We start from the raw sequence: 15,026 nt of genomic DNA on the forward strand, positions 1-15,026 counted from the left end.
GGCGGATTGGTCACATTGGGAATCAGGAGGATTGCGGTCAGCCGGATAAATATGCTAGGCCGTTTTTCCTTTCGCCAGGGCAGAGCTGATTTACGGGTGCCAGGTTGGCGCAGATTTATTCATATAAATCGTTTCCGTCCGGCCTGGTGATGCAAGACGATGCTGAAGAAGCTTTCACATGGGCAAGAGGCGGCGCCGCAAGGGCGATACGCGGCTGCCCCTTTCGCAGCACCATGGTGCGATTGCCGGCCACGGCGAGCTCGGGGTTGAATGAGCGCGGGAAGAAAAATTACGAGCTTTGATACGAACAAATTCGAGATGAGGCCAAAGGCGCCGGGACGACAGTGATGCCGTCCACAGAGTGCGACCGTGTCCCGACAACAAGCTCGATGCGTGTCATTGCCTTCGATTGACATCGCTCAGGGAAAACACCATGACCATCACCATTGCCCCCAATCGCCTCTCGGCCTTCGCCTCTGCACCACTGGCCCCGTCTTCGCGTGTGCGCAAGCCGGCCCCGGCTGCCATCACCAGTACCGCCAGCTTTGCCCGCACGGCGCTCGTGGCCGAGGAGGGCATCACGCCCATTTCGGCTTTCGGGATGGACCAGGCCGCCGCGCCCAATTCCTTGGCCGCGTCGGCGCCGGCGGCGCAGACGGTCCGCGCCAGACGGCGCGAACAGGCCGTGCGCGCCAAGACGGAGGAGGCGCAGGCTCTGCCTGCGTTGAGCACGCCGGGAATGCCGAGAACCGGCTTGCCTGCCTGGAGCGAGGCGGGCTCCTCCGAGGTGGCGCAGGCCGATCTGGTCAAGGTGCACTTCGCGCCGCCGCCGGCCGGGCTGCTGCCAATCAAGCCGCAGGAGGCCGAGCCGGCCTGGTCCGCAGCGGATGCTGCACCATCGGCACCGGCAGCTGTACCGCCGCAGGCCTGTCCAGCCATGCCCGTGGCGGTGATGCCGGCATCGGTCTCTTCAGGTACCGGTGCAGACCCCGTGGCTTGTCCGGTCGTGCAGACCGCGCCGCCGCAGGCCAATCCCGGCAAGACGCCGGGCCGCCCCACGTACTGGACGACCGATCTGGTTCCCTTGGCGGACGCATTTCCTCCTGATGTGATCCTCATCTCCGATTGCGTTCCGGTGCCGGTGTCCTCGCTCATTCCTGCGCCGGTCACACCGCCGATCTGCACGCCGGTGCCAGTGCCTGCCCCCGCGCCCCGCGTCGTACCGGCGCTACCTGCGGTCGCTCCCGCAGTGGTGGCCGCGCCGGTTGTACCCGCGCCTTCAGCGTCGGCCCCCGCGCCGTCGGCTGCACCGGCGATCGCCCCCGCACCGACGGCTTATGTGGCACCGCCGGCCGCGGTCTATGTCGCCGCACCGGCAGAGCCGCCGGTCCCCGACAGCAATTTCCGCGCGCTGCGCGACCATGGCAACACCTTCAAGCTCGATGATGGCCGCACGGTCAATTTCGGACCGGGGCAGGTCAAGGCGCTCAACAACTGCCCTGGCTGTCTGGTCGGCACCGATGGCAATGACCTTCTCGATCCCAACCTGGGTACCTCCAACTACAACGTCAACGTCCAGTCCGGACCCTTCCGGCAGCTGGCCGGAGGTGGCGGTGACGACCTCATCAATGGCAGCAAGGGCGATGACATCCTCTGGGGTGGTGATGGCAAGGATCTCTTGTGGGGCAAGGAAGGCGACGACCAGCTCTATGGCGAGAACGGCGATGACCAGCTGGTGGGCGATGATGGCAACGACCTGCTCTCGGGCGGTGCCGGCAACGACCGCATTTTTGCAGGCATGGGCAATGACCGCATCTGGGGTGGCGACGGCGATGACCAGCTGTATGGCAATGACCTGATCCTCAAGGGCGTCAAGGGCCTGCAAGCCGGCCAGACCGATGATGACCAGATCGTGGGCGGTGCAGGTAACGACAGCATCTCGGGCGGCTTCGGCAATGACCAGCTATGGGGCGGCACGGGTGATGACAACCTCTATGGCGACGATGGCGATGACAAGCTCTATGGCGACGAAGGCAACGACCATCTTTATGGCGGCGCTGGCAACGATGTCCTGCAAGGTGGCGACGGCAATGATGTGCTCTACGGTGACTACATGCATGCCTACGGCGCCGCCACCAATGACATTGGTGGCGATGACCTGCTCTACGGGGGCGCCGGCAACGATTCCTTGTATGGTGGCGTGGGCAACGACCTGCTTGACGGCGGCACCGGCAACGACTACATGGAAGGCGGCCAGGGTGACGATATCTATGTCGTCGATTGCAGCGGCGACACCGTGGTCGAGAACCCCAACGAAGGCCATGACACCGTCATCGCCTCTTGCAGCTATACGCTCACACCCGATGTGGAAGATCTGCACCTGGCCGAAGGCGGCAACTTCAATGGTACTGGCAACACCCTTGACAACCTGGTCACCGGCAACAGCCAGGACAACCTGCTCGACGGCGGCCAGGGCGCCGATACCATGATCGGTGGCAAGGGCAACGATCTCTATGTGGTCGATAACGTCGGCGACAAGGTGGTGGAACTGGCGAATGAAGGCATCGATACGGTCTTCTCCAAGATCAGTCATACCCTGGGCGACAACCTGGAAAACCTGACGCTGATGGACAGCACCAGCGCACAGGCCGAGACCATCAACGGCAAGGCGGCGCTGGTGTACGGCTTCCCGCACAACTATGACCTGGATTATTCGCAGGGCGACGAAGTGCCCGGCTACAAGGGAACCTGCGGCGAGACCAGCGTGGCCAACATTTGCATCATGTCCGGCCTGCAGGAGACCGAGGCCGATGTGGTCAAGCGCGCCATCGCCAATGGCTGGTGCCGTACGCAAGGCAGCAGCGACGCAACGCGCGGGGGCTGCAATCAGTACGATCAGGTGAACCTGCTCAAGAGCTTCGGCCTGGAGGCCGATTTCAGCAATGGCTATGACCAGGCCAGGCTGGCCAGCCTGCTCAAGGATGGCCGTGGCGTCCTGATCGCCGTCAACGCCGGCAAGCTGTGGGGCGATCCTGACTACATCCAGGGCGGGGTTCTCAACCACGTGGTGACGGTCACCGGTGTCGCCTGCGATGCTGGCAGCGGCAGCGTGCTCGGCTTCTATATCGCCGATTCCGGACGCGGCCAGGCCGCCGATGCCAGCCGCTACCTGACGGCCGAGGACATGCGAAATATGGCCGATGCCTACGGCGCCAACATGGTCTATACGCGCGATCCCATCAAGGTGCGCAACGAGAACACGGATGCCACCGGCAATACGCTCGACAACGTCCTTAGAGGCAATCGCGGCAACAACACCCTCACCGGCGGAACTGGCGATGATCTCCTCATCGGCGGCGCCGGCAACGATACCTATGTCTTTGCCCGTGGCGATGGCCGCGACCAGATCAACGACAACGATGCCACGCGTGGCAACCAGGATGTGCTGCAGTTCAAGGACATCAAGCAGACCAACCTCTGGTTCAGCCAGGTCGGCCAGGACCTGCAGATCGACGTGATGGGCAGCAGCGACCGCCTCACCATCAGCGACTGGTTCGCAGGTGGCAGCAGCGGCACCGACCATCACGTCGAGCGCATCCGTACCGCCGATGGCAACACGCTCCACGACACCGATGTGGCCCAGCTGGTGCAGGCCATGGCCAGCTTCGCGCCACCTGCGTCCTTGCAGACCGAGTGGAGCAACGGCCAGGCCAGCGCAAGCGGCAAGGTGCTGCTGACGGTCAATCACTGAGCGGCAGGATCATCGGCGCGGCGCCTGCCCCAGGCTGGGCGGCCGCTGCGCGCCGGGTGCTCATCGGGCACGACGACAGTCATCTACCCCTCTTCGGGAATCCTATGAACGAGAGCGATAACGATCCCGGCCAGGCGGTCATGGACAGCGGCTTGCTGTGCCTGATCATGCTGGCCAAGCTGCACGGCATTGCCGCTGATGCGCAGCAATTGAGGCACCGCTTCGGCCGGCAGCCCTTCGGTGAGCAGAACATCCTGCTGGCCGCACGCATGCTGGGCATGAAGGCGCGCTGCATCCGCCAGCATCCCTCGCGCCTGGAACGCACGCCCTTGCCGGCCATCGGCGTCGATCACGAGGGCCGCTTCTTCGTGCTGGCCAAGATCGAGTCGGAGCCCGGCCAGGCGGGCCCGGCCGTGCGCGTGCTGGTCCAGCAGGCGGGCCAGACGCCGCAGGTGATGTCGCGGGCGGAGTTCGTGGCCTTCTGGAGCGGCAAGATCATCCTCATGGCCAGCAAGGCGACCTATGCCGGCGAAGCCTCGCGCTTCGATTTCACCTGGTTCATCCCGGCCGTGGTGAAGTACCGCAAGGTGCTGGGCGAGGTCTTGCTGATCTCGCTGGTGCTGCAGGTCATCGGCTTGGTCACGCCCTTGTTCTTCCAGGTGGTGATGGACAAGGTGCTGGTCAATCATGCCATGATGACCCTGAACGTGATTGCCGTCGGGCTGATCGCGGCCACCATTTTCGAGGCACTGCTCACTGGAATCCGTACCGCCATCTTCGCCAGGGCCAGCAGCAAGATCGACGTGGAACTGGGGGCGCGCCTGTTTGCCCATCTCCTGAGCCTGCCGCTGGCCTACTTCCAGGTACGCCGCGCGGGCGATTCGATCGCCCGGGTACGCGAGCTGGAAAACATCCGCAGCTTCCTCACCGGCAATGCCATGACGCTGGTGCTGGACCTGGTGTTTTCCTTCATCTTCCTGGCGGTGATGCTCTGGTACAGCGTGCCGCTGAGCCTCATCGTGCTGGCTTCCATCCCGGTCTACCTGTTGCTGTCATTGATCTTCACACCGGTCCTGCGCGCCCGCTTGAACGACAAGTTCAACAAGAGCGCCGAGAACCAGTCCTTCCTGGTGGAGACCCTGACCGGCATGGATACCGTCAAGGCCATGGCCGTCGAACCGCACTGGCAACGCAAGTGGGACCAGCAGCTGGCCGCTTATGTGGCCGCCGGCCTGGGCACCACCAACATCAGTCTGCTGGCCAGTGGCGGGGTGAGTCTGGTCAGCAAGCTGGTTGGCGTGGGCATCATGTGGCTGGGGGCATTGCAGGTGGTCGACAACAAGCTGTCGGTCGGGGAGCTGGTGGCCTTCAACATGCTGGCCGGTCAGGTAGCCGCGCCCATCCTGCGGCTCGCGCAATTGTGGAACGACTTCCAGCAGGTTGGCATCTCCATGAGCCGGCTGGCTGACGTGCTCGATGCCCGCAGCGAGGTCGCCGGCCATCGTACCCGCTTGCCGCGCGTGAGCGGGGCGATTGCCTTCGAGCGGGTGAGCTTCCGCTATCGTCCCGAGACGCCGGAGGTCATCCGCGGGTTGTCCTTGCAGGTCCGGCCGGGGGAGGTGATCGGCATCGTCGGTCGCTCCGGTTCCGGCAAGAGCACGCTGGCCAAGCTGGTACAGCGGCTCTATGTCTGCGAGAGCGGGCGCATCAGCGTGGACGGGCAGGACATCGCCATCATCGACACCGCATCGCTGCGCCAGCAGATCGGGGTGGTGCTGCAGGAGAACACGCTGTTCTCGCGCTCCATCCGCGACAACATCGCCCTGGTCGATCCTTCTGCCTCCATCGAGGAAGTGATTGCCGCCGCGCGGCTGGCAGGTGCGCATGACTTCATCTGCGAACTGCCTGATGGCTACGACACCCAGGTCGGCGAGCAGGGGACGGGCCTCTCCGGCGGCCAGCGCCAGCGCATCGCCATCGCGCGCGCCTTGATCAGCAACCCCGGCATCCTGATTTTCGACGAAGCCACCAGCGCGCTGGACTATGAATCCGAAAAGATCATCCAGGACAACATGCGCCAGATCTGCGCCGGTCGCACCGTGCTCATCATCGCCCATCGCCTCTCGGCGGTGCTCGAGGCCGACCGCATCCTGGTCATGGAGCGCGGCAATGTGGTCGAAAGCGGTCGCCATGAAGAACTGGTGGACCTGGCCAACGGCATCTATGCCCATCTGCATGCACTGCAGGCCGGCAAGTCGTCCAGGGAGGAATCGGCATGAGCATGCATTATCGTTCGCAGGCCTGGATGGCCCTGTGGCAGCGCTACGGCCGCCGCTTCCTGCAAGCCTGGCGCGGGCGTCACCAGCACCCCGCCGGGCTGTTCAACGAAGATGAGGCGGAGTTCCTGCCGGCGGCCCTGTCGCTGCAGGAGGCCCCCGATTCCGCCAGCCTGCGCTGGACGGCACGCCTGCTGGTGGCGATGGTGGTGCTGGCACTGGCGTGGTCATTGATCGGTCATATCGACATCGTGGTCAGCGCCAATGGCAAGGTCATTCCGGCCGGGCGCAGCAAGACCATCGCGGCGGTCGAGGTGGCCAGCGTGCGCGCACTGCTGGTGCGCGAGGGACAGCATGTGCAGGCCGGGCAGGTGCTCATCGAACTGGACGCCACCAGCAGCGACAGCGAGCGCGACAAGGCGGCCGACATGCTGGCCCAGGCGCGCCTGCAGGTGGCGCGCGCGGCGGCCATGATGGACGCGGTGCAGCAGCTGCGCGCACCGCAGCTGGAGACGGTGGCAGAGGTGACGCCAACGCAATGGGATTCGGTGCAGCGCCAGTTGCAGGGGCAGTACCAGGACTTTCGCGCTCGTCTGGCCCGGCTGGACGATGAGGTCGTCCGCTACGATGCCGCACTGCGCCTGGCCACGCGGCGTGCCAGCGACTACCGGGACCTGAGCGCCGACCACAGCGTGTCGCGTCACGCCTGGCTGGAGAAGGAACAGGCACGCATCGATCTCCAAGGGCAGCTGGCCGACGCCCGCAACCAGCGTGCGGCCTTGCTGGCCCAGACCCGGAAGGAGGCGCACGATAGCCGGATCGAAGCCGAGAAGATCATCGAGAGCGCCCGCCAGGACCAGCGCCGTGCCGGGGAACACAGCAATCTGCTGCGCCTGACCGCGCCGGTCACGGGCACCGTGCAGCAGCTTGCGGTGCACACCGTCGGCGGTGTGGTCGCGGCGACGCAGCCGCTCATGCAGATCGTGCCGGAAGGCGGCGACATCGAGATCGAGGCCCAGATCGAGAACAAGGACGTGGGTTTCGTGGAGGTCGGCCAGCAGGTCGAGGTGAAGGTCGATGCCTTCGATTACACCAAGTACGGCACCGTCCCGGCGCGGGTGGTCTTTGTCTCGCGCGACGCCATCCAGGATGAGAAGAAGGGCCTGGTCTACTCCGCCCGCATCGCCCTGGAGCGCAACAGCCTGGACGTGGAGGGCCGCCGGCTGCCGCTGTCGGCGGGGTTGGCGGTCAACGTGGGCATTCGCACGGGCAGTCGCCGGGTGATCGAATATGCGCTCTCGCCGCTGATGCGTCACCAGAAGGAGGCCTTGCATGAGCGCTGATCTTGCGCCCCGGTACCCGCGCTGGCTGGCCGCCATGGGCATGGTGGCCGCGTTGCTGGCGGCGATGCCTGCCTGCAACGGCGAGCCTGCGCCATTCGATCCCCTGCTGGCGCGGCCGCCTGAACTGGACCGCGGCAAGCTGCTGCCGGGTGATGAGCAGGGCATGGTCTGCACCAGCAGCAGCTTTGGTCCCGGCAAGGTACTGACCCTGGCCGATGCGGTGGATCTGGCGCTTTGCCACCAGCCCCAGGTGCAGGCCACCTGGGCCAGCATCAAACTGCAGGCGGCGCAACTGGGCGAGGCGCGCGCTGCCTACCTGCCTACGCTCAATGCGGGTGCCAGCCGCTACCGTGACGGTATCAGCGCGGAGCAGGGCAGCAGCACCCGCTCGGTCGGCACGCTCTATGCCACGCTGACCTGGCGTCTGCTTGATTTCGGCGGACGCAGCGCCAACCAGCGCGCTGCCGATGTGTTGTTGCAGGCCGCCTCGGCCAGCCAGGATGCGACCTTGCAGAAGGCCATGGCCGCTGCAGTCGGCCTGTACTATGAGGCGCACAGTGCGCGGGCGGCCGAGCAGGCGCGTGAGCGTGCGTTGCAGCTCGCGCACCAGGTGCTGGCCACAGCCATCAAGCGGGAACAGCGTGGCGTGGGCAGCTTGCCCGAGACCCTGCAGGCACGCAGCTTCGTGGCCAAGGCTGAACTGGAACTGGCACGCGCCGTTGGTCAGCACAAGCGCAGCCTGGTGGCCTTGGCGGTGGGGCTGGGCTTGCTGGACCAGGCGGGCGATGTGCCGGTGCTGACGCTGTCTTCCGAGGTCGAGGAAGATCCGCTCGGGTTGGAGCAGAACCTGCCCGGCTGGCTGCAATCGGCACGGCAATACCACCCCGCGATCCTGGCGGCCCGCGCCCAGTTGGAAGCGGCGCGCGAGAAGGTCAAGGTGGCGCGTTCGGAGGGATTGCCGACGCTGGACCTGAGCGCCAGCCGCTTCATCAATGGCCGGCCCAACCAGGCGGGTGGCAGTCGCGGCGACCGTGAAACGGTGGTGGGCCTGAACCTCAACATTCCGGTGTTCGAGGGCTTTGCACGCAACTACAAGATCGATGGCGCGCAAGCCCAGGTCGAGCTGCGCGAAGCCGAGTTGCGCGATGTCCAGGCGCAGGTGCTGGGCGACATCGCCACTACCTATGCCGAAGCGACCACGGCCTTGCGCAGCATGGCCTCTTCGCGCAGCCTGCTGGAAGCGGCGCAACGGGCGGTAGAGTCGGTACGGCGCAAATACGATGCGGGCGCCGCCGACATCGTTGAAATGCTCAATGCGCAATCCGTGCTCAGCGAGGCTGAACTTGAACGCATCCGCTGCCTGTCGGACTGGCGCTCGGCGCGACTGCGGCTGCTGGCCAATGCAGGTGAAATGGGGCGCAGCAGTTTCGCTACCAGCAGTGCACCACTGAAGCCCCCCGCCAGGCCCTAGGCACCCTTGCGCGGCGCACGGCGCCAGGTCAGCCAGCCGACATGCAGGGACAGCATGGCGCCCAGGACGAAGACCAGGCCGCTGGCCACGCGTTGCTCGATGGCCAGGGTCAGTGCGGTCGGCATCACCACGACGCCCACAAAGCCGGCGAAGACGCACAGTCCGGTGGCCCGGCCGACCTCCTCACGCGGCACCAGGATGGCGATTTCGGAAAACAGCACGCCATTCCACGCCACCACCGCCACACCCAAGGCTGCCGCTGCCACGAACAGCATGAACGGCGCCACCACGCTGAAGGCCGCGCACGCCAGGATGGCGAAGCCCAGCGCGCCAAGCAGGCCGGAGAGGGCGAGCATGCGCAGCGCCGGCATGCCCCGGTCGACACAGCGGCCCCAGAGCAGCCGAAAGACCACGCCGACCAGGTTCAGGAGCGTGAGCAGCAGTCCGGCCTGCTCAATGGACATCTGCTGGAAACCATGCAGGAAAGGCACCAGCATGGCCAGGGTAGTGACCTGCAGCCCGGAAAAAACAAAGGCCACCAGCACCAGCATGCGCAGCGGCGGATGGGTCGCCAGCAGCGACCAGACACTGGCCTGTGTGCTGGCCGCGCTGCCAGACTGCGCCGTCTGGCGGAGCTCCTGCGCAGAACGGGCGGTGAAGGCGACTGCGGCCAGCAGGCCCATGATGCCTGGAGCCAGGAAAGCCCAAGGCAATCCCAGGTGCTGCACCATGGCCGGCACCAGCACGGCGGCCAGTGCGGCACCGGCCGGCACGCCGCTTTGCCGGATGGAGAACAGCAGGCTGCAATGTTTCAGCGGCGCGCCTTGGCTCAGGAAGTACGAACTGGCCGGCGTGATGCCGCCGTAGCCCAGGCCCATGAGCACGCTGCCGGCCAGCACGCCGGCCACATGGCTGCTGGCGATGAGCAGCATGCCCGAGGCGCAGAGTGCCAGGCGCCAGCGGCTGGCCTGGAACGCGCCGAGGCGGTGGACGCGGTTGCCAAACCAGATCGACGAGCAGGCCGCCGCCGCGTAGAGCACGGCCGTATAGACCCCGACCCAGCGGGCGGAAATGCCCAGTGTGTCTGCCAGCAGGGGCGAGACGGTCAGGACTGCGGTGGCGGCGAAGGAGGTGGCGATCTGGATGGCGGTCAGCAGGAGCAGGGCGGCAAGGGCATTCATGGACGAGATCGCGGTACCGGACTGGCCGGGAGAAAAATAAGAAAAGCGGCATGAGCCTGGCGACGTCGCAGGACGTGCGCACTTGCAGGCAGGCATCAAGGTCACAAAGGCATGATTGTAGGGAAAGATACGGAATCATGTTTTTCCTGATAGATTCGGCTACGGCAACGCTGCTAACGTAGCGCTTGGAGGGCGCGGCGCCGGAACGCCGGGCAAGCTCGAAGAAGCTCACGAGCGACGATGAATGCCGGTGCGGCGAACTGGCCGATTGAACGGGTACGGACCAGGGGCGGGGAAGCAGGAATGCGATTTCTCAACAAAGATCATCAATGGAAGATCGGGCAGCTCATCGTCGGCGCCCTGATCTGTTTTATTGCGTGCCTGGCCGCGTTTGGCGCGGCCGGCTTCTTCTGGTTGCAGCACGACCTGGAAGAGAAGATCGTGCAGCCGCTGCTTGAACGTGAACTCAATCGCGTGCTCGAGGGCTTCCGCTCCGAATACCTGGCTGGCGGCGTCTTCATCAAGCAGATGCAGGGCCTGATGCTGGAATCCTCGATCTCCCTGCATGGAGACCTGCGTCCGTTGGCCCGCTTCATCGAAGCGCTGGCGCGCCGCGAGAATGCCGAGGAACCCCGCTTTTCCTACATCCAGTTCGGCAACAACCGGGGCCAGCTGATTGCCGTCAATCTCAAGGGCCATGGCAGCCTGGACTACTACCTGCAGGATGACGCACATCCCGGCCTGCAACATTTCGACCAGCGCCCGGATGGCGAGCACCTCACTCCACTCTCGGTCACACCCGATTACGATGCCCGCCAGCGGCCGTGGTACGTCAATGCCACTGCCGAATGCCCGCAGGTCTCCGCGATCTACTTCAGCATGGGGGCCGATGCGCAGTGGAATGCCTCCATGACCTGCCCCGTCAATCGCTCCCCGGAGGACCAGGGCGTGATTGCGGTCGATCTGTCACAGGCGCGCCTGCAGCATCTGCTGGATGCGGCGGTCCAGCAGTCGCTGGTGGCCGGGATCTTCATCGTCGATGACAACGAACGCGTACTGCTGCAATCGGACCGGCTCAGTGCCGCCGACAAGCGCTTCCTGATTGACCAGCCGCCCGGCAGCCGCGCGCGCTTCACCGAGCTGGCCATCGCGCGCCTGGCCGACCGCTCGCGCATGGTCAACCTCAAGACCGATGCCAACGGCAAGTTCCTGATCTACCAGCAGCCCCTCTCCAAGATCGACGGTGCGCCTGCCGAGCTGGCCGGTTACCGGGTGCTGGTGATTTCGTCCCGCTCGGAATTGCTCTCGGTCTTCGATGGCATCTTCTGGATCAGCTGGGTGGCACTGGCGGTCATGCTCGCGGGCGGCCTGGTCCTGATTCGCCTGTATCGCGGAAGCATCACCTCACCGTTGATGCGCTTGCGCCACCAGGCCGAGCAGGTGGCTTTCCGCGAGGCCAGTGGTACGCATCGCTTCGATCTGCTCTATCCCAAGGGCTGGGCCATCGAAGAGATCGTCTCGGTGCAGGACGCGGTGGAACGCATGGCCGGTAATCTCTACAAGCTGTATCGCGAACTGCGCGACCAGGTCGATCGCGACCAGGAAAGCGGACTCTTGAGCCTCATCGGGGCAGCCGACCGGCTGGAGCAGAGCGCGTGGGAGCAGGCCACGGTCTGCATGGTGGAGATCAACAACTACATGGTGCTGGCCGATACCCTCAACAAGGTTGCCCTGCGTCACCTGTGGCAGAGCCTGTGCCAGCAGGTGGCTCCCGTATGGGGCGACTTTGCCGCCCAGCGGCTGGTCCGTTGCCGCTACAGCGAAAGCCGCGTCGCGGTGGTGATGCTTGGCGCGCCTGCTGAACATGAAGACATGCTGCTGCGCCTGCGCAGCAAGTCCGAACTGGTGCTGGCCACCGGCGGGGCAGAAGAGGTGCGCGTGTTCCTCAGTATTGGCGTGAGCGTTTGCGCACAGCGTAACAAGGCCGCCATGGAAAAAAGCCTGGCCAATGCTGCCGTCGCACTGCGCCAGGCGCAGCAGCCGGGTGGCGGCGGGTACTGCGTGTTCCAGCCATCCATGCTGGCACGCGAAGAACGGGTGCAGGCACTGCTGGCGGCCATGGATGCGGCCACGCTGGAGGCCGAGTTCAGCATGGTCTACCAGCCCATCTGCGATCTGCGCAGCGGCGCCTTGCACGGTGTGGAGGCATTGATGCGCTGGCATTCGCCAGCCTTCGGCCCGGTCTCGCCAGCGGAATTCATTCCGCTGGCTGAGCGCAGCGAGCGTATCTCGCAACTGGGTGCATTGGCTTTCCGCAAGGTCGCAGCTGACGTTGCGCAGTGGCAGGCGCAGGGGCTCTTGCCGGAGGATTTCACGGCGCACGTGAACGTTTCGGTGCGGCAGGCCATGAACGTACACTTCTTCGAGCAGGTCCGCGACATTGCCTTGAGTGCTGGCGTGGCGCCGCCGCGTATTACCCTGGAGCTGACCGAGAGCCTGCTGATCGATGATGCCCATCACCTGCAGGCGCAGTTCCGGCAATTGAGTGCCTACGGGTTTGGACTGTGCCTGGATGACTTCGGTACCGGCTATTCCTCGCTGTCGACGCTGCACAATTATGATTTCGATTGCGTGAAGCTGGATCGCTCCTTCATCCTGCGCGTGACCGAAGAAGGGCGGGCTTCCTCCTTGCTGCCCGCCATCATCGGCATCGCACGGTCGCAGCAGATGCACTGCGTGGCCGAGGGTGTGGAAACCGAAGAGCAGGCCGAACTGTTGCGCGCCATGGGCTGCGAGTTCGTGCAGGGCTATCTGTTCGCGCGGCCGATGGAGGCGCAGGCGCTGGTGGCCTGGATGCGGCGAGAGCCTGACGCTGGTACCCGGGGCCAGCCAGTCATGCCGCCATGAGCGCAAAGACCAGCACGCCCGCCGCAGCGACGTCGATTGCCAGCATCAGCGCGGCGCCAAGACGACGCTCCATGAACGCGCCAAGCGCCCAGAACCCGGCCAGCAGGGCCACGCTGGTGGCAAGCAGCCAACCATAAGATTGACCATCGGCCAGCCAGAGCACCGCCGCGGCTGCGCCCAGCAGCAAGAGGAACTGCAATGCCGAGGCCCATCGTGCCAGCGTCGGCAGCTCGGTCTCGTAACGCCGGCGCGCGGCGTCGAGGTCGAACGGGGCAGGTGCCGCCATTCCGGCGGGACGCCATCCGGGCGGCTTGATGAAAATTTTCAGCTTGTCCTGCCAGCGTGGCATTTGGGCAGCGTTCTGCAGCAATTGCTGGTAGCCGGAAAAAATCGACCATAGCGGATCCCAACTGTTCAACGGTGTGCGGGTGCCATAGACCACCGGCTCTTTTTCCTCGGCGAAGGTACCGAACATGCGGTCCCAGATCACCAGCATGCCGCCGTAGTTCTTGTCGAGGTATTGGTCGTTCACGGCGTGGTGTACGCGATGGTTGGACGGCGACGAAAACACGCGATCGAACCAGCCCAGCTTGCCCACGTGCTCGGTATGGATCCAGAACTGGTAGATGAGCACGACCAGTCCCGCGATCCCGAACTGCTCTGGCTCCACGCCGAGGATGGCCATGGGCAGATAGAAGATCCATCCCAGCAGCATGACGGTGCTTTCCTGGCGCAGAGCGGTGGAGAGATTGAAGTGCTGGCTCTGGTGGTGCACGGAGTGGGCCGCCCAGCCCAGCGCATTTTCATGGCCGAAGCGGTGCAGCCAGTAATCGAAAAAGTCGAACAGGAGGATGGCCGTGATCCATCCCAGCGCCCCGTGCCAGAATCGCGCCGCCGGGAATATGGCGAAGACGCGGTAGGCCAGGAAATACAGGCCGACCTGGAAGATCTGGGTGACCAGCGCCACCAGCTGGCTGATGACGCCCAGCGACAGGCTGGCCAGGGAGTCGGCCAGTTGATAGGTATTGCGTTGGCGCAGGTAGCCGTAGCCGAATTCCACTGCGATGAGCAGGAGGAATACGGGGATGGCGTAGACGATGATGGTTTCCATGGGGCTTGAAGAGGTGAAGCAGGGGCCGACGAACCCGCAAGTATGCCGCTACCCGGGAATATTTTCCTGGCGCGGTGGCTTTTGATGTAAAAGCGGTGCGGACGGTGTGCGTCGGCTTTATCTTGATTTGTATGGAAACATGAGCTGATTGTGTCCATACATTCTGGAGGTGGCGGCAGCATTGGGCCGCGCGCTGTCCTTCCCGTTTGCAAACTGAAACCGTAAATGCGTCGACGGGCAGCTTCTCCCGCAATGGACAACGGGACCATTGCCGAACTCATCGCCTTGCGCGTCGCTTCTTCAAGCACACCTGTGCATTCGATGGCCTGATGGTTTCTCAGTGAGCTCGGCCAGTCCGCCTCCGGCGGTGCGGACGCCACCGCTTCAACTCGGATGCGGACGCTGTCAATGTTGCTTTCGCCAATGCCAGCGGAGAGAGTTTTTCCGTGATCAGTGGCGGCACCGCGCGCAATCTGCTGCGACTCGGCGTGGGTGCGACCTACCCGCTCTCCGATACCTCCAACCTGTTCAGCCAAGCGCAATTCCATTTCGGTGCGGCCAGTCGTTCCTGCGGGGTGACGGCCGGCTGGCGTTGGTGGTGGTGACCGGATCGGCTGTTTCCTGAAGAGTTCAAGCGCCAGGCAGGCAAACTGGCCGGCGCAGTTGCGTAGGCAATGCCTCCATGAACGTACCCCAATGAACTGTTGCACAGTTCCCGCCGCGCGTTGAATCCCTGTTACCTCGCGTCGCTGTTGCCATGCATCCGGCACGGCTCGGCCAATTTCAGACCGGCTCAGGTTTCTTTGCGCAATCCAATGACCTGCTCTTCGGTCCATCGTTTCTTCATGCTGCTCCCCGTATGAGGCAGCTTCCCCCGTCGATCCCCTACCTGTTTCATCCAGCAGAGTATTCAGGCCAGCGTCTCCATTTCCCGCGCACCATGCTGTATCGGCTTCGCGACAGGTGCTGATACGGTGCAAATCGCT

7 protein-coding genes and 1 pseudogene are annotated in these 15,026 nt (G+C 64.5%); 6 read left to right on the forward strand and 2 right to left on the reverse strand.

Going from position 1 to position 15,026, the window contains the following annotated elements; translation table 11 throughout:
• Window positions 1-433: 433 nt before the first annotated feature.
• The 4 genes from CEJ45_RS25265 (at window position 434) to CEJ45_RS01270 (ending at window position 8,841) form a co-directional block, all read left to right on the forward strand.
• Complete coding sequence (locus CEJ45_RS25265) at window positions 434-3,751, forward strand: calcium-binding protein (protein ID WP_277622401.1); 3,318 nt, start codon at window positions 434-436, stop codon at window positions 3,749-3,751.
• 104 nt (window positions 3,752-3,855) lie between these two features.
• Window positions 3,856-6,030, forward strand: a complete 2,175-nt coding sequence (locus CEJ45_RS01260; RefSeq protein WP_088753439.1) for a type I secretion system permease/ATPase — start codon at window positions 3,856-3,858, stop codon at window positions 6,028-6,030.
• Window positions 6,027-7,370 (forward strand): HlyD family type I secretion periplasmic adaptor subunit, encoded by a 1,344-nt coding sequence (locus CEJ45_RS01265; RefSeq protein ID WP_088753440.1) that lies wholly within the window; start codon window positions 6,027-6,029, stop codon window positions 7,368-7,370. The genes CEJ45_RS01260 and CEJ45_RS01265 overlap by 4 nt, the downstream gene beginning before the upstream one ends.
• The gene (locus CEJ45_RS01270; protein WP_088753441.1) at window positions 7,360-8,841 is read left to right on the forward strand and encodes a TolC family protein; all 1,482 of its coding nucleotides are present in this window, start codon (window positions 7,360-7,362) and stop codon (window positions 8,839-8,841) included. Before CEJ45_RS01265 ends, CEJ45_RS01270 begins: the two co-directional genes overlap by 11 nt.
• On the opposite strand, the gene CEJ45_RS01275 is transcribed toward CEJ45_RS01270, so the two are convergent.
• A complete protein-coding gene (locus CEJ45_RS01275) occupies window positions 8,838-10,022 on the reverse strand; it encodes an MFS transporter (RefSeq protein WP_158214883.1) in 1,185 nt (394 codons plus the stop codon). The genes CEJ45_RS01270 and CEJ45_RS01275 overlap by 4 nt on opposite strands.
• A 303-nt stretch (window positions 10,023-10,325) precedes the next feature.
• On the opposite strand from CEJ45_RS01275, the gene CEJ45_RS01280 reads away from it, so the two are divergent.
• Window positions 10,326-12,929, forward strand: coding sequence for an EAL domain-containing protein (locus tag CEJ45_RS01280; protein WP_158214884.1), 2,604 nt, complete (start codon window positions 10,326-10,328; stop codon window positions 12,927-12,929).
• On the opposite strand, the gene CEJ45_RS01285 is transcribed toward CEJ45_RS01280, so the two are convergent.
• Complete coding sequence (locus CEJ45_RS01285; RefSeq protein ID WP_088753444.1) at window positions 12,916-14,040, reverse strand: sterol desaturase family protein; 1,125 nt, start codon at window positions 14,038-14,040, stop codon at window positions 12,916-12,918. The two genes, CEJ45_RS01280 and CEJ45_RS01285, sit on opposite strands and share 14 nt — an antisense overlap.
• Window positions 14,041-14,426: 386 nt before the next feature.
• On the opposite strand from CEJ45_RS01285, the pseudogene CEJ45_RS25415 reads away from it, so the two are divergent.
• Window positions 14,427-14,645, forward strand: a pseudogene (locus tag CEJ45_RS25415) (hypothetical protein); the annotation flags it as partial.
• Window positions 14,646-15,026: the final 381 nt, after the last annotated feature.

The sequence above is a fragment of the Herbaspirillum aquaticum genome (genome assembly GCF_002213425.1).
In the GTDB taxonomy this organism is placed as follows: Bacteria; Pseudomonadota; Gammaproteobacteria; order Burkholderiales; family Burkholderiaceae_D; genus Herbaspirillum; species Herbaspirillum aquaticum.

Coding starts and splice junctions, on each gene's coding strand:
- CEJ45_RS25265 (WP_277622401.1), top strand. CDS start 434: ATGACCATCACCATTGCCCCCAATCGCCTCTCGGCCTTCGCCTCTGCA.
- CEJ45_RS01260 (WP_088753439.1), top strand. CDS start 3,856: ATGAACGAGAGCGATAACGATCCCGGCCAGGCGGTCATGGACAGCGGC.
- CEJ45_RS01265 (WP_088753440.1), top strand. CDS start 6,027: ATGAGCATGCATTATCGTTCGCAGGCCTGGATGGCCCTGTGGCAGCGC.
- CEJ45_RS01270 (WP_088753441.1), top strand. CDS start 7,360: ATGAGCGCTGATCTTGCGCCCCGGTACCCGCGCTGGCTGGCCGCCATG.
- CEJ45_RS01275 (WP_158214883.1), bottom strand. CDS start 10,022: ATGAATGCCCTTGCCGCCCTGCTCCTGCTGACCGCCATCCAGATCGCC.
- CEJ45_RS01280 (WP_158214884.1), top strand. CDS start 10,326: ATGCGATTTCTCAACAAAGATCATCAATGGAAGATCGGGCAGCTCATC.
- CEJ45_RS01285 (WP_088753444.1), bottom strand. CDS start 14,040: ATGGAAACCATCATCGTCTACGCCATCCCCGTATTCCTCCTGCTCATC.